Annotated in this window: 20 protein-coding genes; 14 read left to right on the top strand and 6 right to left on the bottom strand. The window is 60.9% G+C overall.

What is annotated here, in order from left to right:
• The first annotated feature begins 2 nt into the window (after nt 1–2).
• The 8 genes from ACETK3_RS12175 (at nt 3) to ACETK3_RS12140 (ending at nt 7,591) form a co-directional block, all read left to right on the top strand.
• Complete coding sequence (locus ACETK3_RS12175) at nt 3–524, top strand: TspO/MBR family protein (protein WP_306970509.1); 522 nt, start codon at nt 3–5, stop codon at nt 522–524.
• Nucleotides 525–883: 359 nt separating this feature from the next.
• Nucleotides 884–1,129, top strand: a complete 246-nt coding sequence (gene nrdH, locus ACETK3_RS12170; RefSeq protein ID WP_013601222.1) for a glutaredoxin-like protein NrdH — start codon at nt 884–886, stop codon at nt 1,127–1,129.
• Between the two features lie 51 nt (nt 1,130–1,180).
• Nucleotides 1,181–1,690 (top strand): class Ib ribonucleoside-diphosphate reductase assembly flavoprotein NrdI, encoded by a 510-nt coding sequence (nrdI, locus tag ACETK3_RS12165; RefSeq protein ID WP_373992986.1) that lies wholly within the window; start codon nt 1,181–1,183, stop codon nt 1,688–1,690.
• A gap of 20 nt (nt 1,691–1,710) precedes the next feature.
• Entirely contained in the window at nt 1,711–3,831 is a 2,121-nt protein-coding gene (nrdE, locus tag ACETK3_RS12160; protein WP_236798563.1) for a class 1b ribonucleoside-diphosphate reductase subunit alpha, read from the top strand.
• 97 nt (nt 3,832–3,928) lie between these two features.
• The gene (nrdF, locus tag ACETK3_RS12155) at nt 3,929–4,903 is read left to right on the top strand and encodes a class 1b ribonucleoside-diphosphate reductase subunit beta (RefSeq protein ID WP_141181700.1); all 975 of its coding nucleotides are present in this window, start codon (nt 3,929–3,931) and stop codon (nt 4,901–4,903) included.
• A gap of 267 nt (nt 4,904–5,170) precedes the next feature.
• Entirely contained in the window at nt 5,171–5,977 is an 807-nt protein-coding gene (locus tag ACETK3_RS12150; protein WP_236819693.1) for a hypothetical protein, read from the top strand.
• A 54-nt stretch (nt 5,978–6,031) separates the two neighbouring features.
• Nucleotides 6,032–7,372 (top strand): cyclic GMP-AMP synthase DncV-like nucleotidyltransferase, encoded by a 1,341-nt coding sequence (locus tag ACETK3_RS12145; protein ID WP_373992985.1) that lies wholly within the window; start codon nt 6,032–6,034, stop codon nt 7,370–7,372.
• 48 nt (nt 7,373–7,420) lie between these two features.
• Nucleotides 7,421–7,591 (top strand): type II toxin-antitoxin system RelE/ParE family toxin, encoded by a 171-nt coding sequence (locus ACETK3_RS12140; RefSeq protein WP_373993011.1) that lies wholly within the window; start codon nt 7,421–7,423, stop codon nt 7,589–7,591.
• A 26-nt stretch (nt 7,592–7,617) separates the two neighbouring features.
• On the opposite strand, the gene ACETK3_RS12135 is transcribed toward ACETK3_RS12140, so the two are convergent.
• The 5 genes from ACETK3_RS12135 to ACETK3_RS12115 form a co-directional block, all read right to left on the bottom strand.
• A complete protein-coding gene (locus ACETK3_RS12135) occupies nt 7,618–8,121 on the bottom strand; it encodes a hypothetical protein (protein ID WP_236819681.1) in 504 nt (167 codons plus the stop codon).
• Nucleotides 8,122–8,164: 43 nt separating this feature from the next.
• On the bottom strand, nt 8,165–11,353 hold the full coding sequence (locus tag ACETK3_RS12130) for a type I restriction endonuclease subunit R (protein WP_373992984.1): 3,189 nt from the start codon (nt 11,351–11,353) through the stop codon (nt 8,165–8,167).
• Between the two features lie 85 nt (nt 11,354–11,438).
• Nucleotides 11,439–12,665 (bottom strand): restriction endonuclease subunit S, encoded by a 1,227-nt coding sequence (locus ACETK3_RS12125; RefSeq protein ID WP_236819677.1) that lies wholly within the window; start codon nt 12,663–12,665, stop codon nt 11,439–11,441.
• Nucleotides 12,662–14,290 carry a class I SAM-dependent DNA methyltransferase gene (locus ACETK3_RS12120; protein ID WP_236819669.1) on the bottom strand — a complete coding sequence of 543 codons (1,629 nt, stop codon included), beginning with the start codon at nt 14,288–14,290 and terminating at the stop codon, nt 12,662–12,664. Before ACETK3_RS12120 ends, ACETK3_RS12125 begins: the two co-directional genes overlap by 4 nt.
• Nucleotides 14,290–16,350, bottom strand: a complete 2,061-nt coding sequence (locus tag ACETK3_RS12115; RefSeq protein ID WP_373992983.1) for a hypothetical protein — start codon at nt 16,348–16,350, stop codon at nt 14,290–14,292. Before ACETK3_RS12115 ends, ACETK3_RS12120 begins: the two co-directional genes overlap by 1 nt.
• A 236-nt stretch (nt 16,351–16,586) precedes the next feature.
• On the opposite strand from ACETK3_RS12115, the gene ACETK3_RS12110 reads away from it, so the two are divergent.
• The 3 genes from ACETK3_RS12110 (at nt 16,587) to ACETK3_RS12100 (ending at nt 19,184) form a co-directional block, all read left to right on the top strand.
• Complete coding sequence (locus ACETK3_RS12110) at nt 16,587–17,249, top strand: hypothetical protein (RefSeq protein WP_373992982.1); 663 nt, start codon at nt 16,587–16,589, stop codon at nt 17,247–17,249.
• Between the two features lie 51 nt (nt 17,250–17,300).
• On the top strand, nt 17,301–17,960 hold the full coding sequence (locus ACETK3_RS12105) for a DUF4352 domain-containing protein (protein ID WP_373992981.1): 660 nt from the start codon (nt 17,301–17,303) through the stop codon (nt 17,958–17,960).
• Between the two features lie 207 nt (nt 17,961–18,167).
• On the top strand, nt 18,168–19,184 hold the full coding sequence (locus ACETK3_RS12100) for an EcsC family protein (protein WP_373992980.1): 1,017 nt from the start codon (nt 18,168–18,170) through the stop codon (nt 19,182–19,184).
• Between the two features lie 1,183 nt (nt 19,185–20,367).
• On the opposite strand, the gene ACETK3_RS12095 is transcribed toward ACETK3_RS12100, so the two are convergent.
• A complete protein-coding gene (locus tag ACETK3_RS12095) occupies nt 20,368–21,393 on the bottom strand; it encodes a restriction endonuclease (protein WP_373992979.1) in 1,026 nt (341 codons plus the stop codon).
• A gap of 994 nt (nt 21,394–22,387) precedes the next feature.
• Between ACETK3_RS12095 and ACETK3_RS12090 the strand changes: the two genes are divergently transcribed.
• The 3 genes from ACETK3_RS12090 to ACETK3_RS12080 all read left to right on the top strand — a co-directional run bounded on the left by ACETK3_RS12090 (nt 22,388) and on the right by ACETK3_RS12080 (nt 24,264).
• Entirely contained in the window at nt 22,388–22,915 is a 528-nt protein-coding gene (locus tag ACETK3_RS12090; protein WP_272910794.1) for a TM2 domain-containing protein, read from the top strand.
• 37 nt (nt 22,916–22,952) lie between these two features.
• Nucleotides 22,953–23,324 (top strand): PH domain-containing protein, encoded by a 372-nt coding sequence (locus ACETK3_RS12085; RefSeq protein ID WP_236819651.1) that lies wholly within the window; start codon nt 22,953–22,955, stop codon nt 23,322–23,324.
• 349 nt (nt 23,325–23,673) lie between these two features.
• Nucleotides 23,674–24,264, top strand: coding sequence for a hypothetical protein (locus ACETK3_RS12080; RefSeq protein ID WP_236819646.1), 591 nt, complete (start codon nt 23,674–23,676; stop codon nt 24,262–24,264).
• Nucleotides 24,265–24,738 lie beyond the last annotated feature (474 nt).

Genomic DNA, 24,738 nt, shown 5'->3' with positions numbered 1-24,738 from the left:
GCATGAAACTTAGGACACTGGCATGGACGACGGCGGCGACGGTCGCCACTGCCGCCGCAGGCGGGGTTGCCACGGACCCGCGGAGCAGCTGGTACCTGAAGTTGCGGAAGCCAGAGTGGCAGCCACCGGCAATTGCGTTCCCCGTGGTGTGGACTGCCTTGTACGCCGATCTGGCGGTGACGTCCGCCGTCGCGCTGGACCGGGCTGCCGAACTGGACAGTGCTGCCGACAGTCCCGGCCCGGTGAGAAAGGACCACCGCCGGGAGTTGCGTGCCTATCAGGGTGCCTTGGCCGCAAACCTTGTCCTCAACGCCTCGTGGAGCTGGTTCTTCTGGCGCTCCCGCCGGCCGTGGCTGGGAGCTGCCGAAGCGGCCGTGCTCGCAGCCAGCAGCGCGGACCTGGTGCGGCGGACCTACCGGCTGAACCGGACTGCCGGCGTTTCGCTCGCTCCGTACGCTGCCTGGTGCGGATTCGCCACCGTACTTTCCACGGCAATCGCCAGGCTCAATCCCGGCGCGAAGTAGGAAGCGGAGGCAGTCTTTGCCTGACGCGTGCCGGATCGAAGGGTCCCTCATCACTACATGTAGTGATGAGGGACCCTTTTCCTGTGGCGGGACAGGTGGGCGACACGCCGGTGAATCACGACACGCGGACTGTGCAAAAGTGGGCAAGCCCGTCCACAGGGTGTGGACCAAGCCCGCAAAAAACCCGGGATCCCGGGCATTTTTCCGGCTCCTGCCTGTGGATTAACGGTGCATTAAATGACATACTTGTAATACATCATCTTGGGGTTCCAAAGAGGCGTCTGCACTACATGTAGTATCTACATACAGCTGGACGGGGACACCGAACCAGCAAGAGTTTAACTAAGGGGACAGGGACAATGACCGTAACGGTTTACACGAAGCCTGCTTGTGTTCAGTGCAACGCCACTTACCGCGCGCTCGACAAAAAGGGCATCACCTACCAGAGCGTTGACATCTCCCAGGACGCCGAGGCACTCGAGCGCCTGAAGGCACTGGGCTACATGCAGGCTCCCGTTGTGGTCACCGACCAGGACCACTGGTCCGGCTTCCGCCCGGACAAGATCGAAGAACTGGCCCTCTCCGCCGTTTCTTCCGTGGCCTAGGAGCCACAGCTTTTTCCTGCCGGCGACCAACTACCAGCTGAGGTGACTCCCATGGCACCAACAGCACAGCGCGACCACACGGCTCAGCGTGTGGAGGTGTCCCCGCCGGCCGCAGATCGGAACAATCCCGGGCAGGCTCTCACGGAGAGCCAGCTCATCTACTTTTCCTCCACATCCGAGAACACCAGCCGCTTCGTTGCGAAGCTTGGCCGTGAGGTGGCCCGGATCCCGCTTTACGCAAAGGACGCACCCCTCCTCGCCACCCGGCCGTTCGTGCTGGTGGTGCCCACCTATGGCGGCACCGGGGGAGAGGGATCCGTTCCCAAGCAGGTCATCCGGTTCCTGAACAACCCGCAGAACAGGAAACTGCTCCGGGGCGTCATCGGCGCCGGCAATACAAACTTCGGGGAAAACTACTGCATGGCCGCGGACATCATCGCCGCCAAATGCCAGGTACCCCACCTTTATCGATTCGAACTTATGGGAACGCCGGAAGACGTCACCCGGGTCAACCAAGGATTGGACAAGTTTTGGACACGACTGTCGCAGACACAGAAGTAACCAGGGCCCAGGAGCCTGAGATGCCGGCTGCCTACAAGGGGCTGGGCTATCACGAGCTGAACGCCATGCTGAACCTTTATGGTCCCAATGGCGAAATCCAGTTCGGCGCCGACCGTGAGGCTGCGCACCAGTACTTCCTGCAGCACGTGAACAACAACACCGTGTTCTTTCATGACCTGGAGGAGAAGCTCGACTACCTGGTGAAGAACCAGTACTACGAGCGCGAAACGCTGGACCAGTACACGATGAACTTCATCCGTGAGCTGTTCAACCGCGCCTACAAGAAGAAGTTCCGCTTCGAGACCTTCCTGGGCGCGTTCAAGTTCTACACGTCCTACACGCTGAAGACGTTCGACGGCAAGCGTTTCCTGGAGCGCTACGAGGACCGCGTCTGCATGGTTGCCCTGCACCTTGCCCGCGGCAATGAGCAGCTGGCCCTGCAGATGGTGGACGAAATCATCGAAGGCCGCTTCCAGCCGGCCACCCCCACGTTCCTGAACGCCGGCAAGAAGCAGCGCGGCGAATTGGTTTCATGCTTCCTGCTCCGCATCGAAGACAACATGGAATCGATCGGCCGCTCCATCAACTCCGCCCTGCAGCTGTCCAAGCGCGGCGGCGGCGTGGCCTTCGCACTGACCAACATCCGCGAAGTCGGTGCCCCGATCAAGCAGATCGAGAACCAGTCCTCCGGCGTCATCCCCGTGATGAAGCTCCTCGAAGACAGCTTCTCCTACGCCAACCAGCTGGGCGCCCGCCAGGGTGCCGGTGCCGTGTACCTGCACGCCCACCACCCGGACATCTACCGGTTCCTGGACACCAAGCGTGAGAACGCGGACGAAAAGATCCGCATCAAGACCCTCTCCCTGGGCGTTGTCATCCCGGACATCACGTTTGAGCTGGCCAAGAAGGACGAGGACATGTACCTGTTCTCGCCCTACGACGTCGAACGCGTCTACGGCATGCCGTTCTCCGATGTCTCCGTCACCGAGAAGTACTACGAGATGGTGGACGACTCCCGGATCAAGAAGACCAAGATCAAGGCCCGCGAGTTCTTCCAGACTCTCGCCGAGATCCAGTTCGAGTCCGGTTACCCGTACATCATGTTCGAGGACACCGTGAACCGGGCCAACCCGATTGACGGCAAGATCATCATGTCCAACCTGTGCTCGGAGATCCTCCAGGTTTCCCAGCCCACCACGTACAACGATGACCTCTCCTACGCCGACACCGGCAAGGACATCTCCTGCAACCTGGGTTCGCTGAACATCGCCAAGACCATGGACTCACCGGACTTCGGGCTGACAATCGAGACGGCAATCCGCTCGCTCTCGGCGGTGTCGGACATGTCCAACATCACCTCGGTGCCCTCCATCGCCAAGGGCAACGATCAAAGCCACGCCATCGGCCTGGGCCAGATGAACCTGCACGGCTACCTGGCCCGCGAGCGGGTCCACTACGGCTCCGAAGAGGGCCTGGACTTCACCAACATCTACTTCTATTCCGTGGTCTACCACGCGGTACGGGCGTCGAACCTGCTGGCCATCGAGACCGGCCAGACGTTCGGCGGGTTCGAGAAGTCCAAGTACGCGTCGGGTGAATACTTCGACAAGTACACGGAGCAGGAGTGGGTGCCGCAGACCGAGAAGGTCCGTGAGCTGTTCAAGGATGTGCACATCCCCACGCAGGCTGATTGGCTGGCGCTGAAGGCCTCAGTCATGGAGCACGGCATCTATAACCAGAACCTGCAGGCTGTCCCGCCCACGGGCTCGATCTCCTACATCAACAACTCCACCTCCTCGATCCACCCGGTGGCGTCCAAGATCGAGATCCGCAAGGAAGGCAAGCTGGGCCGCGTGTACTACCCGGCTCCGTACCTGACGAACGACAACCTGGAGTACTACCAGGACGCGTATGAAATCGGCTACGAGAAGGTCATCGACACCTACGCTGCTGCCACCCAGCACGTGGACCAGGGCCTGTCCCTGACGCTGTTCTTCAAGGACACCGCCACCACGCGAGACATCAACAAGGCCCAGATCTATGCCTGGAAGAAGGGCATCAAGACCATCTACTACATCCGTCTCCGCCAGCTCGCGCTGGAAGGGACTGAGGTCGAGGGCTGCGTCAGCTGCATGCTGTAGTTGCTCCTTCAACTAAAGGTGCCAGTACGACGGCGGGTGGCCGCCCGCCGTCGTACGCTTTAACTTAGTGAAACCCACCCAACGCTTAGGGGATGACATGACCGAGAAGGTCAAGCTGCTTAGCCACGTCGAGGCCATCAACTGGAACCGCATCCAGGATGACAAGGACGTCGACGTCTGGAACCGCCTGGTGAACAACTTCTGGCTGCCGGAGAAGGTGCCGCTGTCCAACGACGTCCAATCGTGGAACACGCTGACCCCCGTGGAGCAGCAGCTCACCATGCGCGTATTTACGGGCCTGACCCTGCTGGACACCATCCAGGGCACTGTTGGTGCTGTCTCCCTGATCCCGGACGCGCTGACCCCGCACGAGGAGGCCGTGTACACGAACATCGCCTTTATGGAGTCGGTGCACGCAAAGAGCTACTCCTCCATCTTCTCCACGCTGGCCTCCACCAAGGAGATCGACGAGGCATTCCGCTGGTCCACCGAGAACGAGAACCTTCAGAAGAAGGCCCAGATCGTCATGGACTACTACCAGGGTGACGACCCCCTGAAGCGCAAGGTGGCCTCCACTCTGCTGGAGAGTTTCCTGTTCTACTCGGGCTTCTACCTGCCCATGTACTGGTCTTCACGCGCCAAGCTGACGAACACGGCCGACCTGATCCGCCTGATCATCCGTGACGAAGCCGTGCACGGTTACTACATCGGCTACAAGTTCCAGAAGGGCCTGGAGAAGGTCTCCGAGGAACGCCGCCAGGAGATTAAGGACTACACGTTCGAACTGCTCTTCGAGCTGTACGAAAACGAAGTCCAGTACACCCACGACCTTTACGACGGCGTGGGCCTGGCCGAGGACGTTAAGAAGTTCCTGCACTACAACGCCAACAAGGCCCTGATGAACCTGGGCTACGAGGCAATGTTCCCGGCGTCCGTCACCGACGTGAACCCGGCCATCCTGTCGGCCCTGTCCCCGAATGCGGACGAGAACCACGACTTCTTCTCGGGCTCCGGTTCGTCCTACGTGATTGGCAAGGCTGTGAACACCGAGGACGAGGACTGGGACTTCTAGTCCCTCCTTGATGAGATCGGAGGCTGGCAGACGGTTTGCTGGCTAGCTAGTCGGCGAAACGGCCCAACGTACTTGCCGGAGCGCCGGCAATGAGGATACAGACGCTCGGCTTCAGTTGTTGAACTCGCAACTGAGGCCGAGGTGTCCTCGGCGCCCATCGGAGCTGGATTCACTTGTTGCCTTCATGACCGCCTTTGATCCGACACCTTTCAACCCTGCTTCGATCGCTCAGCAACTCGCTAACTACTGCGACTAAGGAGTCTTAGCGTGGCTCGCTTGTTTGTTTATTTCATCGGAATTGTAGTTTTCACAATTGCGATGATTAATTCGGATCCCGACAAAGGATTCTTTGCAGTTTCCAGTGGTTTCGCGATCGGCTTCGCCATACCGCTGCTAGACACCATTATTACTAACTTTCGATTTCTGAAGGTCGCTTGGTACGCCCTCCGTACTTGGCAACGCCGTGTCCGTATCTCTGCATCGTACCTTTATCGCATTCAAGTTGACGGTGACTACTTACTGGTGAAGGGTCAAAGGTTCGATCAGTATCAACCCGTTGGGGGCGTTTACAAGACTCATCCGTCATCGTCAGGAAAATTACGCGACATGAACGTCCTGGACGACGATTTGTTGGTCCCAGACGCCGTCAGCGAGGGTGATCTCCGGGTGCGCGTCCCGGGCAAACATCTAGTTTCGTTCGTACGGTGGTTTGAGGGAGAGCGTGGACGTGAGACCGACTGCTGGCGCGAGTTCCATGAGGAACTAGTTGCTACTGGCATTCTGCCCCAAGAGCTATTTCGGCTCATCAAGTACGACCGAGTCGAACGTCTTTATCGCCCTATGAAGTACAGCCCCTGGGCAAAGAGCCAGGAACTGCTGATCGCCGATGTTGTGGAGCTCCTACCTACGCCTGACCAACTGGCTGCGCTGCGGCAGCTGAAGACCACTTCAGACTCTCGGGTTCTTTGGGCTAAAGAAGACCAAATTCGACGAAGGGGAGCGGCAGATGGCGCAGCCAGCCAGATCACTCAGATAGCCCAGACCGCAGAGTGGACTATAGATGCCGCTATCTGAGATCACAGTGCTGTGCTTAGCGGCTTGCTTTGAATTTCTTCAGAAGGACAAAAAATGAGTCAGTCCGGTGATTTTCGAGTTTTTCTCAAGGAAAAGGTTAATTTGAACCAGAGCAGGTTGAACCTGCTGTCTCAACGCGTGACCGCCATTGAGAACTTCCTCTCGAACGATGAGGTCTTTGGTGAGTATGTAGTCGAAGTGATTCCGCAAGGCTCCTTTGCGCACGGGACCATCATCAAGCCCGTCGGTAACAAAGAATTTGACGCAGACGTGTTGGTCCTGATGGATGGGGTTGAAGGCTGGGAGCCCAGCGACTACGTGCAGAAGTTGTACGAGGCGTTTGGGCGGCGTGCGTCTTACAGGTCAATGCGTTCGCGCAAGAAGCGCTGCGTGACGATTGACTACGCAGGCGACTTCCACGTCGACGTGGTCCCGTTTGTGACCCTGTACGGCGCTCCTTACGTCACCAATAGGAACACCAACCAGTTCGAACCGGCTGCCCCCGACGAATTCACCGAGTGGCTAGAGGGCAAGAACCGAATGACGAACGGAAACCTCGTCAAGGTCGTCCGGCTCCTGAAGTACCTACGCGACCACAAGGCCCGCTTCGCGATCCCGTCCGTCACACTAACAGCCGCGTTGGCTCACCACGTCAGTGAGACCGCGAGGATAAGCGATCCGGACGCATATAGAAACGTCGCTAATACGCTCCGAACACTTTCAGCGGCTTTGGCTACACAACTCGCTGGATATCCGCACGACGCCCCCTGCATTATTGACCCTGGCACTGGTCGGAACCTGGCTGATCGCTGGCAAAGCCACAACTACCAGACTTTCCGGACCCGATTCGCTTCGTATGTCGAAAAAATCGATGAAGCCTGTGATGAGTCCGACTACAGCAAGGCAGTGAAAATCTGGCGAGATCTGTTCGGATCTAACTTCGGTGCGATCGTTGAGCCCGCTAGCCTTACGGCGGCGGCCTCCATCAGGCCGCTGGTACCGGCGTCGGAGCGGTTCCTGGACCGAGATTTTGCCATTCCCGAGGCTCTCAACCCCGCTTATCGCTTCAAAAACGTCGGGTACGTAGTCCCGCGGAAGGGGTTCCGTGGCGGCCCCTTGCCTCGGCGCGGTGACAGGGTCGGGAAGCGTCAATCCTTGAAGTTCAAGATTGAAAAATCGAACATACCTGAGCCATATGACGTGTACTGGAAGGTTCGGAACTATGGAGAGGAAGCAGAGAGGGCCGGCTCACTACGAGGTGAAATTCAGAAGGACAGCGGAGCACGCAACTGGATCGAGACGACATCCTACGTTGGGTACCACTACGTCGAAGCGATGATAGTCAAGGACGGTAGTTGCGTCGCAAAGAGCCGCCAGGATGTCATCGTTATCTGAGGATGAGCTCCGTATGAACGACGTGAGCAGGGAGCGGAGTCAGGGCGGATCGCACTCGTTGGCCAAGAGCCGCGGCCGCCCAAGGCTATTGCATTGAGCGGCCGTCCTGGTTACCGGGTCCGTGTCGGCGACTACAGGATCATTTACACCATTCAGGACGACGTGCTCCTGGTCGTGGTGGTGAACCTAGGGCACCGGCGGGACATTTACCAGAAGTGAGAGGCGCTGGTGTGTAGGAGTTGATCCTAGGCGGTCGCTGACCTGATGTTGCGTGCCCTGTCCAGACCCCGGAGGATTAGTTCTCCAGCAAACCCGAGGCCCAGCAGAGTGAGAAGAGTTCCGTTCCGGGCGGAACTCGCGGCCATGTATGTGTTCTGCGCTGCGGTGATAGTCGCAATATCGTTCGCGTACCAGCCGTTGACTACAGTCTGCTGCGGCGCACCCCTCGTTTCACCGTTGTTGATTTCGTTCTTGACGCTGGCTGAATTGAGCTCCGACTTCCAGTCTGAGGGGCTGCCGGCATCAACTGCAGCAGGGCCGGTGCCGAGCCACGTCAAGATGAATAAGAACGCCAAGACTGCTCCCAGGACGATGCGTGCCAGCTGGATCGGTCCCACGGCGGCAGTAAATCTTCTAATCCGGCCCTTCCCTCTGCTGACGTTCACCTGCGGGGCGGACTCCGGAACCGGTGGAACAGCCGGGCCTTTGTAGCTTGTAGACGGATCGTATGACGACATGATTTCCCCCATTTTTCGTATTTTGTTGCTACTGCCTGCTGGCAGGTACTCGGGACTAGAGACGCGCTTCGGCAAAGCGCGGCGCCATGGACTCCATCTGCTCCATAACCAGCTTGATGGCCTCCGGCTGCTTGTCTGGCGGGTACCCGAAGCGCACAAGAAGCCGCTTAATCGAGGACCGCAGCTTGGCACGCACGTCGTCGCGGACGGTCCAGTCGGTCCGGACGTCGCGGCGCATCACGGAAACCAATTCGCGGGCAATGTCAGCCAGGACGCCTTCGCCTTGGACCTCCACCGCAGACTCGTTCTGGGCGACGGCGTCGTAGAAGGCCAATTCGTCCGAATTCAGCGGGGGAGTGAACTGCTGGCCCCGCTTACCTTCCGCGGCCACCTCGCGTGCCAGCTCCACCAGCTCCGCGATCACCTCAGCCGACGTCAGCTGCTGGTTTGTGTACTTCTTCATCAGCTCGGTGATCCGCTCAGAGAACGCCCGCTGCCGGATCACGTTGTTCCGCGTGGAAGAAGCGGACTCATCGGCAATCAGCTTCCGCAGCGCCTCGATGGCCAGCTGCGGGTTCCGTGCCTTCTGCGTCTTGGCGATGAACTCGGGCGTTAAATCATCCAGGGAAGGCTTGGGCATGCCGGCAGCATCGTAGATGTCCAGCACCTCGCCTGAGGACGTCGCGGACGCAATCAGGTTAGCCAGCAGCCGCTGGATTTCCTCGGGTACCGGCTCGCCGCTTGCCTGCCGGTCGCTGGCGTCCATTTTTGCCATGAACACGCGGATCTCTTCGTACACGGCAATTTCTGGGCGGAGTGCTTCCAGATCCGTCGAGGACGAGCACAAAGCCCACGCCCGGGCGAGCTGACTTGAAACCCGTCGGTACTTGGCCGCGAGCGTCTCTTCACCATCGTCCGGACGGTTACCCGGTGTACGAGGATCCCGAAGGTAATTTACTGAACCCCACGTCGCGTTGAGGAAGGCCTTCGGTCCTCCCTTATGCCAAACTGCTTTCCAGTCATAGCCGGAAAGCAGGCCTCGGCAGGCGTCCACTCGATCACGGACTAGCGCAACAGCCTCATCGATGTTCTTGCCCACCGGCTTGTTCGCCTGGTCGGACTGCGTATACTCGCTCAAGGCCTTGGACAGGTTCTCGGCCAGCGGCGCGTATGCCACCAGCAGCCCGTCCTCCTTGCCCCGGAACGTGCGGTTGACCCGGGCCAGAGTCTGCATTAGCAGGGCGCCCTTGAGCGGCCGGTCCAGGTACAGGGTGTGCAGTGGGGGAGAGTCGTAGCCGGTGAGCATCATGTCCTTGACGATGACGAGCTCCAGTTCGTCGTTGACGTCCTTGAGCCGCTCCTTCACCTGCGCATTCAGCGAATCGCGGCGCACATGCAACGACACCGGCGGAACGTCAGTCGCGTCGCCCGAGTAGACCACCTTGATCTTGCCCTTCGACAGGTCGTCCGAATGCCAGTCCGGCCGCAGTGCCACGATGGCCGAGTAGAGGTTTGCGCAAATCTCCCGCGTCCCGCCCACGATCATCGCCTTGCCCGGCGCCTCAATGAACTTGAGCATCCGGTCGCGCCGGTTCTCCCAGTGCGCCACCAGGTCCTCGGCCAGAGCAGCGATGCGTTGCGGCGCCCCGTAGACAGCGTTGACGACGGCGACACTCGCTTCAATCCGGGCACGCTCCGTATCGTCGAGGCCCAGCGTCAGTTCATCTGCTGACTTGTCGAGATCCTCCTCCGTGACGCCCTCGGAAAGTCCCACCTTGATCAGCCGCGGCTCGAAGTAGACCGGCACGGTGGCGCCGTCCTCAACTGCCCGGGACAGGTCGTAGATGTCGATGTAATCGCCGAAGACTTCCTGCGTATTCCGGTCATCAAAAGATATGGGGGTGCCGGTGAAGGCGATGAGCGTGGCGTGGGGAAGTGCGTCCCTCAGGTGGCGGGCGTAGCCGTCCAGGTCGTCGTAATGCGAGCGGTGTGCCTCATCCACGACCACAATGATGTTGCGACGGTCGGACAGCAGAGGGTGGTCAGCGCCGGCTTCCTTTTCGGACTTGCTGCGGCCGAACTTCTGGAGCGTCGTGAAGTAGATGCCGCCAGTGGTACGGTTGCTCAGCTCGTCACGAAGTTCCGACCGCTTCTTGATCTGCTTGGGCGACTCAGCGAGGAGTAGGCTGCGGTCGAAGCCTTCGAACAGCTGGCCGTCCAGTTCATTCCGGTCGGTGATGACCACGACAGTGGGGTTCTTCAGCTTCGGCTGGCGCGCCACCATGTTGGCATACAACTCCATTTCCATGGACTTGCCAGACCCTTGGGTATGCCACACCACGCCAGCCTTGCCGTTGCTTTCCACTGCCTGAATGGTGCTGGCCACCGCCTTGGTCACGGCGTAGTACTGGTGCGGCTTGGCAATCCGCTTGGCCAGTCCGCCCGAGCCTTGGTCGAAGGCCGTGAAATTGCGGAGCAGCTGCAGGAACCGTTCCTGGTTGTAGAGGCCGTCCAGCGCGGTGTCGAGGGCGGTGACGGCGTCCCCATCCACCATGTAGCCCGGGGGGACCGGGACGCCGTCGTCATCGACATTCCAAGGTGAGAAGTGGTTGAAGGGGGTGAACGGTGTTCCGTACTTTGCCTGGATGCCGTCGCTGGCGAGCGTGAAAACACAGAAGCGGAACGCCATGGGGAATTCGCGGAGGTAGGTCTGCAGCTGGGCGTGGGCGCCGGGAAGGTCGGCGTGGGCGCTGCCGGCCTTCTTCAGTTCAATAATGCTTATGGGCATGCCGTTGCAGTAAAGAACGATGTCGAAGCGCCGTTTGTAGTCGCCCTGGACCAGCGTGACCTGGTTGACGGCGAGCCAGTCGTTTTGGTCCGGTGCCTGGCTCAGCAGTCGGATGGTCGGGTTGGCTTCGTTGCCGTCGGAGTCGATATAGCTCAGCCGGTAGCCGTCGACGAGGCAGTTGTGGATGCGGTGGTTTTCGGCCATCGGATCGTTTGACTTGGGTGAAGCGACTTCCGCCAAGGCCTGCTGCAGGTACTGGGCGGGGACGACCGGATTAAGGCGCTGGAGGGCGGCAAGCAGTCGCGGCCGGATCAGCAGCTCCGACCACGACTCTCGTTCCCCTGTACCAGGCGCAATGGACTGGCCCTCCAACGGCTTCCAATCCAGCTCGCCAAGCCGCTCCTTCGCGGCGCCTTCCCAGTCGGCTTCCGAGAAGGCTACTGCTGGTGATGTCACGGTGATTCCCCCAAAATCGATTTGTTGCTCAGCTTACTCAGGCTTCTGCCCTGTCCCCGGTACCCGCCGCAACTGCGCTGAGCGTTTACACCCCGGCGTTCTCCAAAACTTTCTCCGCGTCCTTGACCCGGAGCTTGCCGGACATGAGCTGGGGGAGGAGGGTGTCACGAGTAGCAGCGAGGGTCTGGTTTTCGCTCAGGAGCGCGCTCTCCATCTCCGACATCGACGCGATTCGCTCCCCGAGTTCAGCCTGCCGGCTCCTCTCGGGGAGCCTTATACGGAGCTTGCCGAGTTCAGTTCGTGATAGCTCTGTCTGCCCGGTGCTTCCTTCGCCCATCTCTTCGATGGTTGTCTGTGAAGCCAGGAGAGCCATGCCCGCGCAGACGGGATCAGCTTTCGCTGGATCGAACCGGACAATAGTGATGTGGGAGTCAACAGTAGCGTTGTCACTGTTGGTCCAGCGTGCTACCCGGCCGAGGGTTCCCTGGCCTGTGGAGTTCACAAGTACATCATCCATCTTCAGCATCTTGTTCCTGCCGACCTTCGATGCAATTGTTCGCCGAGCCGGATCTAGGTTGACGCGCTGATCGCGGATGCACTTTTGATTGAGCACCACGACAGTGTCCTCAGCCTCCGAGTATTTTGGTGCAACGCCTCGACTAAGGAGCTCGGTAACTTCGGAAAGCGCTACCTCGTGGTCCGCGGCGCGCATTGAAGCCGCGAACAGGGCCTGCGCCAAATCTGCGGACGTCTTAGCAAGTTTGGTGTTGGCGGCGATCTTGTCGTCGAGGGCGCCCAGCACCTCTGCGATCCCTCTTTGTTGACGGATGGGAGGGAGGGAGATGGGAAGCTGCCGAAAGGATGTTTTGTTGAACTTTGGCTGCGCACTGCCGCTGATGATACCGGCGATTAGCGACTGACCGACAGGACCCGCGAGGTAGTAATACAGATAGGTCTTGTCCACCTGGTCCAGGTCTCGAGGGCGGCAGACAATCGAGTTTGGTCCCAACGTCGTTGGCATGCCCAGGTTAGGTACGCGGAACACGGTTCCGGCGTTCGCACCAACGTTAGCGACTACCACATCGCCCTCGCTCAGGCGGCTCTTACGCAGATACTCGTAGGAAGACCTATCAACATAACTGAATGGGCCGGTCCATCCGGCATTGTGATCGACGAGGCGAACTAATACCGCGTATCCCTTGGCTGAAGACGTGAAAACGTTGAGCCGTAGCGATTCGAAACTGCCATTTGCCACGTAGTCCGATACTTCGACAGCGTCTCCAAGTTTCTGGTCCAGGACGAGATTGTTCACAGCACCCGCCCCAGCTGCTCGCGCACGATAGCCGCAAGCCGCTCGGACTCCTCGAACTGCTCAAACAGCTCCTTTGAAAGCCGCGCGATCTTTTCCTCGATCGGCTCGCCGTCGGCCTCAACCTCAGCGGCACCAACGTACCGTCCGGGCGTCAGCGCGTAGTCCGCTGCCTTGACCTCCGCAAGGCTGGCCGAGTAGCAGAAGCCCGGCTCGTCGTCGTACGTCAGCCCTGCCTCAATTGCCGAAGCGGTGCCGCGCCAGGCGTGGTAGGTGTTGGCGATCTTGGCGATGTCGTCGTCGGACAGGGCGCGCTCGGCGCGGTCCACCATGTAGCCCAGGTTCCGGGCGTCGATGAAGAGCACCTGCCCGGTCCGGTCCACGGAGCCCTGGGGGCCGGCGGTCTTGTCCTTCGCGAAGAACCAGGTGCATACCGGGATGCCGGTGCTGCGGAACAGTTGGGTGGGCAGCGCCACCATGCAGGATACGAGGTCTGCTTCCACCAGCTGGGCGCGGATCTCGCCCTCGCCGCCTGAATTGGAAGACATGGAGCCGTTGGCCATGACCACACCTGCGCTGCCGCCGGGCGCCAGCTTGGAGATGATGTGCTGGATCCAGGCGTAGTTGGCGTTGCCGGCCGGCGGGACGCCGTACTTCCAGCGCGGGTCCGACTCCGAGCGGGCCCAATCCTTGATGTTGAATGGCGGGTTGGCCATTATGAAGTCCGCGCCGTTGTTCCCGGTCAGCTCTGGGTGCTGGTCGCGGGCGAATGTGTCGCCCCAGCGGGAAGCCAGGTTTGCGTTGAGGCCGTGGATGGCCAGGTTCATCTTGGCCATTCGCCAGGTGCGCTCGTTGAGCTCCTGGCCGTAGACGGAGATGTCCGAGCCCTCCAGGTGGTGGGCGGCCAGGAACTTCTCCGCCTGGACGAACATGCCGCCCGAGCCGCAGCATGGGTCGTAGACGCGCCCGCGGTGCGGCTCAAGTACTTCCACGAGTACCCGGACCACGCCGGCGGGCGTGTAGAACTCGCCGCCGCGCTTGCCCTCCGCCTTGGCGAACTTCTCCAGGAAGTATTCGTAAACCTCGCCCAGCAGGTCGCGCGCCTTGCTGGCGCCCTGGCCGGTGAACCGTGCCGAGTTGAAGAGGTCCAGCAGCTCGCCGAGGCGGCGCTGGTCCACGTTGTCCCGGTTGTAGATCTTGGGCAGCGTGGCGGCCAGGCTCTTGTTGTCCTGCATGATGAGCTCCATCGCCTCATCAATCAGCAGCCCGATGGACTTCGGCGCGGCACCGTCCACCGCATCCAGGCCCTTGGCGTTCTCCGCCAGGTACGTCCAGCGTGCGCGGGGTGCTACCCAGAACACGCCTCGTCCGGTGTATTCGTCCACGTCGTCGATCAGCTGGGAGATCTGCTCCTCGTTGAGCCCTTCAGCTTCCAGCTCGGCCTGGATCTGTTCGCGCCGTTCCTCGAACGCGTCCGATACGTACTTCAGGAACACCAGCCCCAGGATCACGTCCTTGTACTGTGAGGCATCCATCGAGCCGCGGAGCTTGTCCGCCGCCTTCCAGAGAGTGTCCTTAAGTTCCTTCATGGTGGACGGGGCGAGGTCCACCTTCACTTTCGGGGGCATTATGCAGTTCCTTTTTCTGGTACGGCGTGGGTAATAGGGTCTGTCAGGGTGAGGCTTCCGCCCGCTACGCCGTCCGTAATCAGGGTAGCGAGTTCTTCGAGTTGTTTGAGTCGTTCCTGGGCCAGAGCCTGCTCGTGTTGCAGGCGGTGCAGGGCCTCGGTGAGCGGCTGGCGTTGGGCTTCGCCTGTGCGGCGCAGCAGCCAGCCCCGCCAGGACTTGTCTGCCGGGTTGAGGCTGTTAACGTCGCTGGCGACGACGGCGGGCAGGAGGCCGCCCGGGTCGCCCTGGTCAATCCTCAGGATCCGCGCGGGAAAGACGACGACGGCGCCGCCCTCTGGGTCGACCCTCGCGGCGGGCCGCGGGCTGGTGCAGAAGACGACGTCACCCGGCTCGGTGAGCCGTCCCGCGGGGTAGTTGGCGGCGAAGTCCAGCAGGGTGATGAAGCGCGGCTGGGTGTTCTGGGGATCCATGAGTTCCTCGCGGCCCAGGATCCTGCTTCCCGCCGTCTTGTTAATGTGCTGGTCCTCGACCCGGATGCCCTTGACGTATTTGAGGTATCCGGAGCCCGTAAGTTCTGTGACGGAGACGGGAGCGGGGGAGGAAGGGTTGGCGGCAGGCTGAACACCAAGAAGCGTGGTGTCACCACTTCCCCCTGTGGACAGGGCCCTGACGAGTTCGTCGGCACGCAGTGCCGCCTCTGCGCCGGGCGCCGCCGTTGACGTAGCCTTGGCCGGCAGGTCTACCAGGGCACCGGTTCGCGCAAGCAGAAGCCGGGTCTGCACCAACCGGGCGAACCGGAAGGAGTGGGCGCGGATGGTGCCCCGGTCGCCCATGGAGGCGACGACGTCGCTGATCAGGTCCTGACTCACGTCGAGGGTGAGTGGGGTGGTGCTGAGATCCGCCACCATGGTCCACCGCTCGGCGATGGGCACGTCGGCAAAAGACGGCCCCAACACCCACAGCGCCTGCGGCTCGCGTGGCTTTGCCCGAAGGAGCCCAGACGTGAGCCGGATGATGGCCCGCGCCCGGCCGGACCGGAGCAGGTCGGCACGGACGTTGCCGGCCACGCCCGACAGTGCATCACAAAGCACCCGGGCGGGAGCAATAATGACGGCCCTCTGGGAGTCGTCCATCTGCAGCACGATGTTCTCGATGCCGGACAGGATGCCTTCGGTGTCCAGACCGGGTTCACCGGGCGCGGGATATTGCGCAACATGGACTGCAGGACCGGTGACGGCGAAGGCGCCTTTGCTATCAACCTTGACGGGCCCACTGTCCGCACCATGCACTGCCAGGCGCCGGCGGGCCAAACGTGAGGCGCCGCCGTCGTGATCCGCTGCCAAAAAGGTGGCGGACTCTGACGCGCCGAACTGCTGCGCGATGCTGAGCATGACGTCGCTTCCGCCTGGTGTGGCGTCCACAAAGACTGGCCGGCTATCCAGCGTGACCGCGAGCTCTATGGCTGCCGCGCTGATGAGGTTGAGGGCTGGGGCTGTAAGTGCGGTATTCGCATGCTCCCTCAGGCCCTCCTTGAAGCGGTGGGTCAGCAGTTTCTCAAACGCCGCCGGAGCGCTGTAGGCGCTGTTCGCCAGCCTGTCCGCAAAGCTGGCCAGCCCGGTAAGAGCGGGGCCGAGAGCCTCCAGCTCGGAGTAGAGGAACAGGTCATCAGAGTCGGCCTCATCGGCCGCATCCAGGAGACCGGATGCACTCCGGTGGCCCAGCACCTCTCCGGTGATGACTTTCAGGGCGAGCAGGGCTGTGAGGCCGTCGAAGGTCTTGCGGCCGTCCTGCAATGGCCCAGCGTGATCCGCAGGTTTCGCGTATACCGCGACGTCGTCCTTTGCCTCAGGATTGTTGCCCCGGCCGGTTGCTTGCAGCCATGCGGTCACTTGGTCGGCGTCGAAAAGTTCGACGCCGTTTACAGTTTCCACCGGCGCGGGGAACGGGAGTGAACTCGCGCTGCTGCGCTTCCGCCACATGGAGACGACGGGACGCTGAACCTGCGAGACGGATGCCACGTCCGTCAGTGTCATGCGCAGTGAGTGCGCTGCTGTGACCATTGCCGTCCCCCTTCGTTGAATGTTCCCACAGCGTAACCTGATGCCCTGACATCGCCAGACTCTTGCTGATAACCCCCGTTATCAGCTAGTCAGCGTCTGAATTTGCCTACACAGCCATAGCTTGTTTCTGCAGCCAAGAGGTGATTCTCCGGGGCTGTGGCGGTGGCGGGAAACCGCACATTGGGGGGAGGTATCCCGCCGCCGACCTGCACGACTGACGAAATGGGGCGAACTGAGTGTTGAACAACGACATCGGCCCGGGGGAGATCCCCGAAACCGAGCAGGTGGATGTAGCCGGGCAGGACGAGCCTGCCGAGGTGATCAGGCGGGGCCGGAAGAAGCCTGTCCTTCTGGCGGCGGCCGCCGTCGTGCTGTTAGCCGGCGGAACGGCTCTTGGAACGGTGTTGCCGGATCCCAAGGAAAGCACCGCGTACAAGTCCCTTGCCAGCGAGAAGTCCACCGTCGAGACCGAACGGGATGCGGCGCTTTCCAGCTACGCCTCGCTGAAAGGCAAGTACGACTCGCTTGAGAACGGAATGGCGTCCCGCGAGTCCAAGGTTGCGGCCAGGGAGGCCGAAGTCGGCAAGGCCGACGCTGCCGTGAAGACGGCTGAGGCAGCGGTCAAGGCCCGCGAGGACGCCGTGACCGGAGCCGAGAAGGCGAAGGCGGCGCGCACGGTTGGCGACGGGACCTGGACGGTGGACACGGACATCGAACCGGGGACCTATCGGGCCGCAGCTGCCGTGGGATCTAGCTGCTACTGGGGGATCTACCGCAGCGGCAGCAACGGCAGCGACATCATCGAAAACGACATCCCCGGCGGTGGCCGCCCCGTGGTCACCCTCTCTGCAGGCCAGGACTTCAACTCCACCCGCTGCGGCAAATCGGAAAAGCAGTAGCCCCTGTTACTCCGCAGCATCACCCAACTGCATCACTCGAAAGGCACCATCATGACCAACCAGAACTTCGCCCCTGTTCCGCCGGCCGCCCAGGAACCCGCAGTCCGGCCGTTCTATAAGAAGAAGCGCTTCGTTGTCCCCGCAGGCGTTCTCCTGGTGGGTATTCTCATGGGCTCCTGCTCCGGCGGTAGCAAGCAGGCGGCCGACTCCAGCCCGGTCGCCTCCGCCACGGCGACCGCTGAGGCGGAGGCGCCGGCTGCCGCTGCGCCTGCCGCCCCGGCGGCGGCAGCCCCGCCGTCGTCCGCTCCGGCCGCGCCCGCGGCACCCTCGGTGGGCGCCCCATTCTCCGTGAAGATGCGCAACGGCAACGTCGCCAGGATCACTGTCGTATCCGCCGTCCGCACCGACTCTGTAACCACCGGCACGTTCGCTACTCCGCCCAAGAACGGCACCTACCTGCTCCTGGACGTGCTCTGGGAAACAGAATCCGGCAAGACGAGCTCCAACCCGCTCTACTTCTCGGCGAAGGATGCCAACGGGCGTAAGGCAGACATGAGCATGTTCGCCGATAACCAGCTGGGCTCCGGCGAAGTGTTGCCCGGGGACAAGGCGCGGGGCAACGTTGCCTTCGATATTGCTCCGGGTGCTGCCACCGTCATGATTTCTGATCCGCTGCTGCAGGAGGCTGCCCGGATCCAAATTTCGGGATAGGCGGTCTTGAGGTCGAAAGGAGGCCTACCGGATTCACCGGTTCGTCTCCTTCGCACTCCTCGGAGAGCTTCTTACCGTCCTGCATTCCCGCGGCTAAGGATCAACAAGACGGATGCCCTTCTCGTCCACACGCGGTCCTTCTCAAACATGAGTTGGGTGGTAGGGCATCATGGGACCCAGCAATCGCAGTCGAAATGGAGAACCTCAGTGAGCACATTTACCGATCCGATCGTCGGCGGCGCGATGCCGATGAGCACCTACGAGGGGCAAGTGTGGGACAAGCTCAACGATCACTGGCAGAAGCGTAACAACCGCCGTGGCCTGCCGAACTGGGCGAGCACTGCGCTCGAGCGCACCGGAGAGGTAACAGGAATGGCCGTGAACAGGGTCACGGCAGCTGTGCCAGAGGGGGTCAAAGAGCCTATCCGCCGTGCCGGCGACGCTGTCGCCACTGCAGCGGTGCGGCCAGCGCTCGAAGGCGCTGCAGCGCTTCTCGAGCTGGTCAACGACTGGGCTATGGAGCTTAACGACCCTGAGGGCGTTGAGAAGCTTGCCCGCAAGCGAGGTCTCGACCTCAATAGTTTCACCGAATTGCGGCAGCACGATCTCAAGGTTTGCGACCGGCTGCTGAAATTCAACACCCTCACGTGGCGGACAGCAGGCGCACTGGAAGGTGGGACCATGGGTGTGCTGGCTCTGACTCCCGTGGCCGGTATCCCTGTTGCCATGACAGCGGACATTCTCGTCATCCAAGTCTTGAGCACATCGATTGCGGCGCGAATCGCGTACTCGTACGGCTACGACGCTAAAGACCCCGATGAGCAGATCTTCATCCAACGCCTGGTACGCCGGTCATTCATGGCGCAAGCAGCCAAGGTCGAGCCGCTGCGTGACGTCGCCCGCGCAGCTGACGCTATCAAGGGACGTGTTCGGTGGTCGGAGAAACTCCGTGCCGACCATCGTCTGCTGGCCGCCCTGGAGAAGTTACTGCAGCACGTCGGTCCGGCCGGTACCAAAGTGCCGGTTCAAAACGTCGCTAAAGTGGTGCCGTACGTGGGCATCCTCATTGGTGCCGGCATGAACTCAGCAGTTCTCGGCAACGTGGCCGCTGATGCGCAGCGGTACTGCCAGACCCGATTCCTGTGTGAGAAGTACGGGTTGCCGCTGCCGGCGGCCCTGGTTACTGATTCAGACGAGCCGTTGGCTGAGGTCCGGATCGACTAAAGCAGCCATGACGACCTCATGGGTTAGGCACACTGCTTCGCGGTTGCGATCTGATATGCAGTGACCGGGATTTGCATGTGTCACGGAAGCGGTCCCACGATACGACGGAAGAGCACATCGATAACCCGGAGTAGCGGGCTGCCATCAGCGATGTTGTCCAGGTTGCCGAGATGACGGGCGCTCTGAAACCCACTCAGAACAACGATAATTGATTTGGTAACGCGGCAAAGAAGATAATAGAAGCAATGAAGGCCTCCGGATCGTTCCGGAGGCCTTTTGCATTCCCTTACCCCCGCACCAGCTGCCGTGCACGCCGATCCGCTTATCCATGAACGAATATTCTGTCCAAAATTCCAGCCCTTGGCATCCGCCAAGGGCACTTTGCTTTAACCCACTAAAGGAGAAACGATGACCGAGCAAGAAATCACACCGTACTTTAATTGGACTAAAAACCTGCTTCGCTACCACGAGCGGTCTGTTGTGGTTCAGGTGCCGGGCATTCAGGAATGGAGTCTGTGCTTCAGCGCAACGGCCGCCCGCATCGACAGGTTCTTGCAGCTGGGGCACGAGGGGTGCCTAACTGCCCCAATCCCTTGTACTCGACATAATTGAACTCGACCGGAGCGCGCCTTCCGACGCTCTTGCCGCTGACGGGTTGCTCAAGAACTTCGTGTTGTTCTGGAGTGCCCTAGCAGATGTCTATGGCAGTACCGGCACTAGGTCTCAGACTGAGGCAAAGCGTCTCGAACTCCTTATGGAATGGTCTTTGTTGCTCACTGCCCTGCCGGGGACAAACTACCCGGGAGTGAAGCTGTTGGCGCCTCGATACCGACACGAGCGCGCGCGGCTGGCTCTGACGAAGCTACGGAAAGGGCCGACTGACTTCGCGCACGTGGCACTGGGCCTTCAACTTGTGCAGGACCATGAAGCCTCGCTCGGCATGCGCTGGAATATGCGGTCAGCCTCGTTCTCCAGGATTGACGAGGCTGGTGGCAGAGGACGAAAAAGCTCTCTGCAGTCCTGGGATAAGTGCCGTGGCAAGCTGAACACCCACGACCAGGAATTTTCGGTCGAGGCTTCGAACGTTCGTGCAGTGGAGAAGCCCGCCCTGATGCTCGAACTCCACGGCAATTGGCGGGACCACTGGACGAACACATTGCTTTAGCGGCAATCCCCGACTGAGCTAACGACCTTCACTAGCGCGGTCCACCACGTACACCTGACGTAGGGGGATACGCGTCCTCCAGCGCGGTTCCAACTTGTCGTAGTTGTTGAGGGTCAGTTCCACGACTTCCGCTCCTGTGAGCAGCCGCAGGTTTTGCCGTTCACGCTCGTAGCCCAAAGCGTCTTTGCTGAAACTACCAAGGCAGACAAAGAGGGCAAGTTCACCGTGTGCAAGCGTTCCACTCAGGCGTTGAACGTCCGGCCGGGACTGCTGCGCGGCAGTGTGTTTGCACTGGACTTTAATCACCGGTGGTTCGAGGCCGAGAGGGTCCTTGTGCGCGATAACATCAACACCGCCGTCCGAGGAGTAAGGCGTCACGCGCGCTTGGTATCCCATGGCGCGGAGGAGATCGGCGGTGAAATGTTCAAACTCTTCGTGTGAGAGGTCTTGCAGCAGGGTCTTCAGAATGAAGTCGTGGGTGAATTGGTCCAAACGGGCGGCACTTGGCTCGGTTTCGATCCACTCATCTACCGCGTGTGACTCTATTGAAACAACGTGTTCCTGTGTCGGGCTGTCCGTACCTGCATCGAGGAAGTTCATGAACACGGGAACATTTTTCTTGACCCGGAAAAGCGTCATTGCAGAGCCAATTTCATAGAGTGCAGCCTGGGGAAACAAGCCTCGAGAAACTCCCGTCTTGACCCACCTGACCTTGCGCCGGTGAGGGTGCACAGGGACTTCGGGTAGGTATTCGTATTCTCCCGTAATGACGCCAAAGTTGAGGGTGCTATCGGCGCGGTACGGTGCGATGACGACGTCGCCTGCCTTCATTTCAAAGCCGAAGCGATAGAGAATGCCAGCCCAGACTGGGATAGCTCCTGCCTTGGCTTCCGGATAAGCGCCGCTAAGTGCGCGCTTCAATGAATCGCGGTCTCTGCCGATTGAGCGAATGTCGGGAATGGCAGACCAGCCGATGCTGATGAATCCCTCCTCAACCAATTCATCAGACAGTGCGTCATTGTGAATGCCCCAGACTGCAACCAACTTGTCCCCGACCTCTCCCTTGCCGTTCAGTCAGCTCAGCCTACCGTCGGACCTCCCAGGATACTTAGGGGAACCTCCGTCCCGCTGGTCTGATCGACACCATGCCGGTAGGCAACCTCATAAAAACGTGGAGCTCGAGGGGCTTCTCGGATGCGACGTCGACGGTCCCCGAGGCGGACTTCCGAGAACTGAACCGAAAACTTCCAATTTGACCTGCCACTGCGCCCTGGCCGCCGGAGATGTGTCGCGCGTATTTCCGCCGATTCGTTGTTGGAAGTTCTTCCGACTAGATCAAAATCTCACATTCGCCCGCCTGTGAGCTCGGAAGCTAGTTGGCGATTTCGTTCTGGACCGTTGGCGAAAAACTGGCCTAGTTGGCGGTAGCACAGGACAGTGTGAGGTTTCCAGAGAACTTTGGCAACTGTTCATGCAGTTGGCCAAATGGGTGAGACGCCCTACCTGTCGGAAGTGCGGGGCCACCTCCTTGGAGGACTTGCAAGGAGGTGGCCGGGGATGTCCTCCTCCATCAAAAGCGGCAGTCCCTGTTGTCTATATTGCAACGGGGAAGACAACCGAAGACAACGCCAGGCGTTATCCGGTTTGCGCCGTTGGCAACTGGACGTACTGGAGCGACGGCATGCTGGAGCTGATAGCGAAGAAACTGGTCTCGGTCAGCGCCGATGCCGTGACCATAAAGAGTCCCCGGCACGATCAGCGCGCCGGAGCCTCTTCATGGTCAACTGAGAGTCAGGCTGGGATCGAGTGGCACGCCATTTGTTCTGTGGTGGACCTTAGCCATTGTGCACGTCGCCCAATCCCGAAAAGAACCGGATGCCCGCGGGGCGTTCGGCTAGGAAACATAGCGCGAATAGGCGCCACATCAGCTTTAATCCGTCAGAATAATGACGGCACGTGGATCCTTGGGGGAAGCCGTCGTTGACGGTGCTGCCGCCCGGGCACCGTGGCGCATCACCACCTCAATGAAAGGTACATTATGACCCACCCTCACTCCGACCCCAGCTCTGCTCCTGGGGAGATCTCCGAGCCCCCAGTCCCCGCGCCGTACCAGGGCGGACAGTCCCCGACGGCTCCCCAGCCGCAGCAGGGCTACCCGGCAGGCCCCCAACAGCCGTATGCGGGTCAGCCGCAGTACCAGGCCCCGCAGCAGCCGTATGCTGGCCAGCCGCAGCACCAGGCCTACCCGCCGGCGCCCCAGCCGCAGGCACAGCAGTACCCGGGGCAGCCGCCGATGCCGAACCCGGCCTTCAGCTACCCGCAGCCGAAGTCGAAGATCGTCGCGGGTCTGCTGGGGATTTTCCTGGGCGGACTTGGCATCCACCGCTTCTACCTGGGCTACACCAAGATCGCCGTCATCCAGCTCATCCTGACGATCGTGCTGGGCTTCGTGACGTTCGGCCTTGGATTTGTTGTCGGTTTGTGGGGCCTTATCGAAGGCATCATGATCATCGCCGGTTCGGCGTACTTCCGTACAGACGCACACGGTGTCCCGCTCCGCGACTGACTCTGCCAGCCACCAACGATTCAAAGGGGACGACATCTTGACTGAAATCATCCATGACAGGCCCGAGCAACTGGCGCAGATCAACGCCGGCCTGCTGCAGGGCGAGATCGTGTACGCGGTATACGACTGCATCGGAGTCGGCACCGGCTTCGTCGGCATCACCAACATGCGGGTCATCCTGCAGGACAAGAGCTTCGTCGGCAACAAGCTTGCCATCGTCTCCGTGCCCTACAAGAACATCCGGTCCGTCTCCATGCTCTCCAACAAGTCGATGATGGGCCGGTTCGCATCGACCTCAAGCATCGGCATCGACACGGGGGGAAGCGTGAAGGAAGCGGACTTCCGGGGCGACGACAAGGCCCGTCACGCGCACGACCTGATCCTCTGGAACGTGCTCAACACCAAGTAGCGCTACAAAGGGCGGTCGGGACCATCCGGCCGCCCTTTGCCGTGCCCGAATCTTCGCCTGTCTGCACCCGGAGGAGACTTCGAAGCCGGGGTGAACCCCCGAACGTTGCCGCGGGTCTGCTCGTCCTCGCCGAAGCCGGCGGCATCACCACAGACTGGAAGGGGCAGGACCTCCACTTCCGGGCAGGCACGGACACAATCAATCTGGCGGCCAGCAACGGCTGGGTTCACGGAGAGATGCTCGAGGTTCTGGGGAAACTCAAGATGGCATCAGCTTTGGCCATCTGAGTCTCGATGAGCTCCGCGCACATGTAATCTGTCCCCAACATCACCACGTCCTGGGGGATCAGATGACCGAGAACGACCCGCCGGTGCCACCGGAACCGCAGCCCAGCAACCAGCCGTTCGCCGCGCCCGGCCAGCCACCTAACCAACCGCCGCAGTACCATCAAGCACCGCCGGCTCCGTACGGCCAGCAGCCGCGCCCACCGCAGTCTTACGTGCAGCCACAGCCGTACCCAGCACAGGGTTATGGGCAGCCGGCCTACGCCCAGACGTACCCGCAGAATGCACCGTACCCGTACCAGGCCCAGCCTGGCTGGACAGCCCCGCTGCCGCCCAAGTCCAGCATCCGCACCGCCGCCGGCGTCATGACCATCGTGATGGGCGCCTGGATGCTCGTCACCGCGGTTGCAGGCTTCGGCTTCGGCCTGCTCCTCCTGGGCCTGACGGCCCTCACCGCCGGCATCCTGGTGCTGGCACTGCGAAGGAGCAAAGGCGTTCAGATCTTCGCGCTTGTCTGCTCCGGAGTCGCCGTCTTGGCTGCACTCCTTTCGTTCGCAACTGTCGGAGTGATCGCACCCCTGATGCTCTTGTCACTGGCAGCCCCGGCCACAGTGCTCATCAGCATGAGCGTGGCCAAGGAGAGGCGGGGCGCCTGACCCGACGCACGAAAAGGCCCCGACCCGACTCAACGGACCGGGACCTTTCTGTTAGTGGGTCAGGAAAGTCCGCCACGTTCCATCCCTGAGCAGGATTCCTATGCAGTGGAAAACAGACCCCTCATTGTCCGCCAGACCACGGTAATGTCCTCCCTGTCGAGGATCTACGGCCGAAGAACCAGCCCAGCCTATGGCAGAGCCGGAGTTCGATTCGTTCTCGGCGCCAAGAGGATGCAGGGAGCGCCGAGCGGGCGACGTCGCCGGACGTCCAAAATAGGGTGCAGGTCCAGGCCGCCTTTAAAGTACACGTCATGGTTGCATCACCCATGAGATGGTTACAAAGATCGGTACCCTGTGTCAATGGCCATTACGTTCTGCCCATGGGCGGCCAGTTGATGTGCCCGCTGGTGGCCAGTAAAACTGCCCGGTTATGGCCAACAGATCTGCCCACTGATTCGTTTCGGCGGGGTCGGC

Origin of the sequence: Arthrobacter sp. E44 (genome assembly GCF_041877125.1) — a bacterium.
Lineage (GTDB): Bacteria > Actinomycetota > Actinomycetes > Actinomycetales > Micrococcaceae > Arthrobacter.
Note: the sequence above shows the minus strand (reverse complement) of the source record. Positions and strands in the feature narration are given on the sequence as shown.

Coding starts and splice junctions, on each gene's coding strand:
- ACETK3_RS12175 (WP_306970509.1), top strand. CDS start 3: ATGAAACTTAGGACACTGGCATGGACGACGGCGGCGACGGTCGCCACT.
- nrdH (WP_013601222.1), top strand. CDS start 884: ATGACCGTAACGGTTTACACGAAGCCTGCTTGTGTTCAGTGCAACGCC.
- nrdI (WP_373992986.1), top strand. CDS start 1,181: ATGGCACCAACAGCACAGCGCGACCACACGGCTCAGCGTGTGGAGGTG.
- nrdE (WP_236798563.1), top strand. CDS start 1,711: ATGCCGGCTGCCTACAAGGGGCTGGGCTATCACGAGCTGAACGCCATG.
- nrdF (WP_141181700.1), top strand. CDS start 3,929: ATGACCGAGAAGGTCAAGCTGCTTAGCCACGTCGAGGCCATCAACTGG.
- ACETK3_RS12145 (WP_373992985.1), top strand. CDS start 6,032: ATGAGTCAGTCCGGTGATTTTCGAGTTTTTCTCAAGGAAAAGGTTAAT.
- ACETK3_RS12135 (WP_236819681.1), bottom strand. CDS start 8,121: ATGGGGGAAATCATGTCGTCATACGATCCGTCTACAAGCTACAAAGGC.
- ACETK3_RS12120 (WP_236819669.1), bottom strand. CDS start 14,290: ATGCCCCCGAAAGTGAAGGTGGACCTCGCCCCGTCCACCATGAAGGAA.
- ACETK3_RS12115 (WP_373992983.1), bottom strand. CDS start 16,350: ATGGTCACAGCAGCGCACTCACTGCGCATGACACTGACGGACGTGGCA.
- ACETK3_RS12105 (WP_373992981.1), top strand. CDS start 17,301: ATGACCAACCAGAACTTCGCCCCTGTTCCGCCGGCCGCCCAGGAACCC.
- ACETK3_RS12090 (WP_272910794.1), top strand. CDS start 22,388: ATGACCCACCCTCACTCCGACCCCAGCTCTGCTCCTGGGGAGATCTCC.
- ACETK3_RS12080 (WP_236819646.1), top strand. CDS start 23,674: ATGACCGAGAACGACCCGCCGGTGCCACCGGAACCGCAGCCCAGCAAC.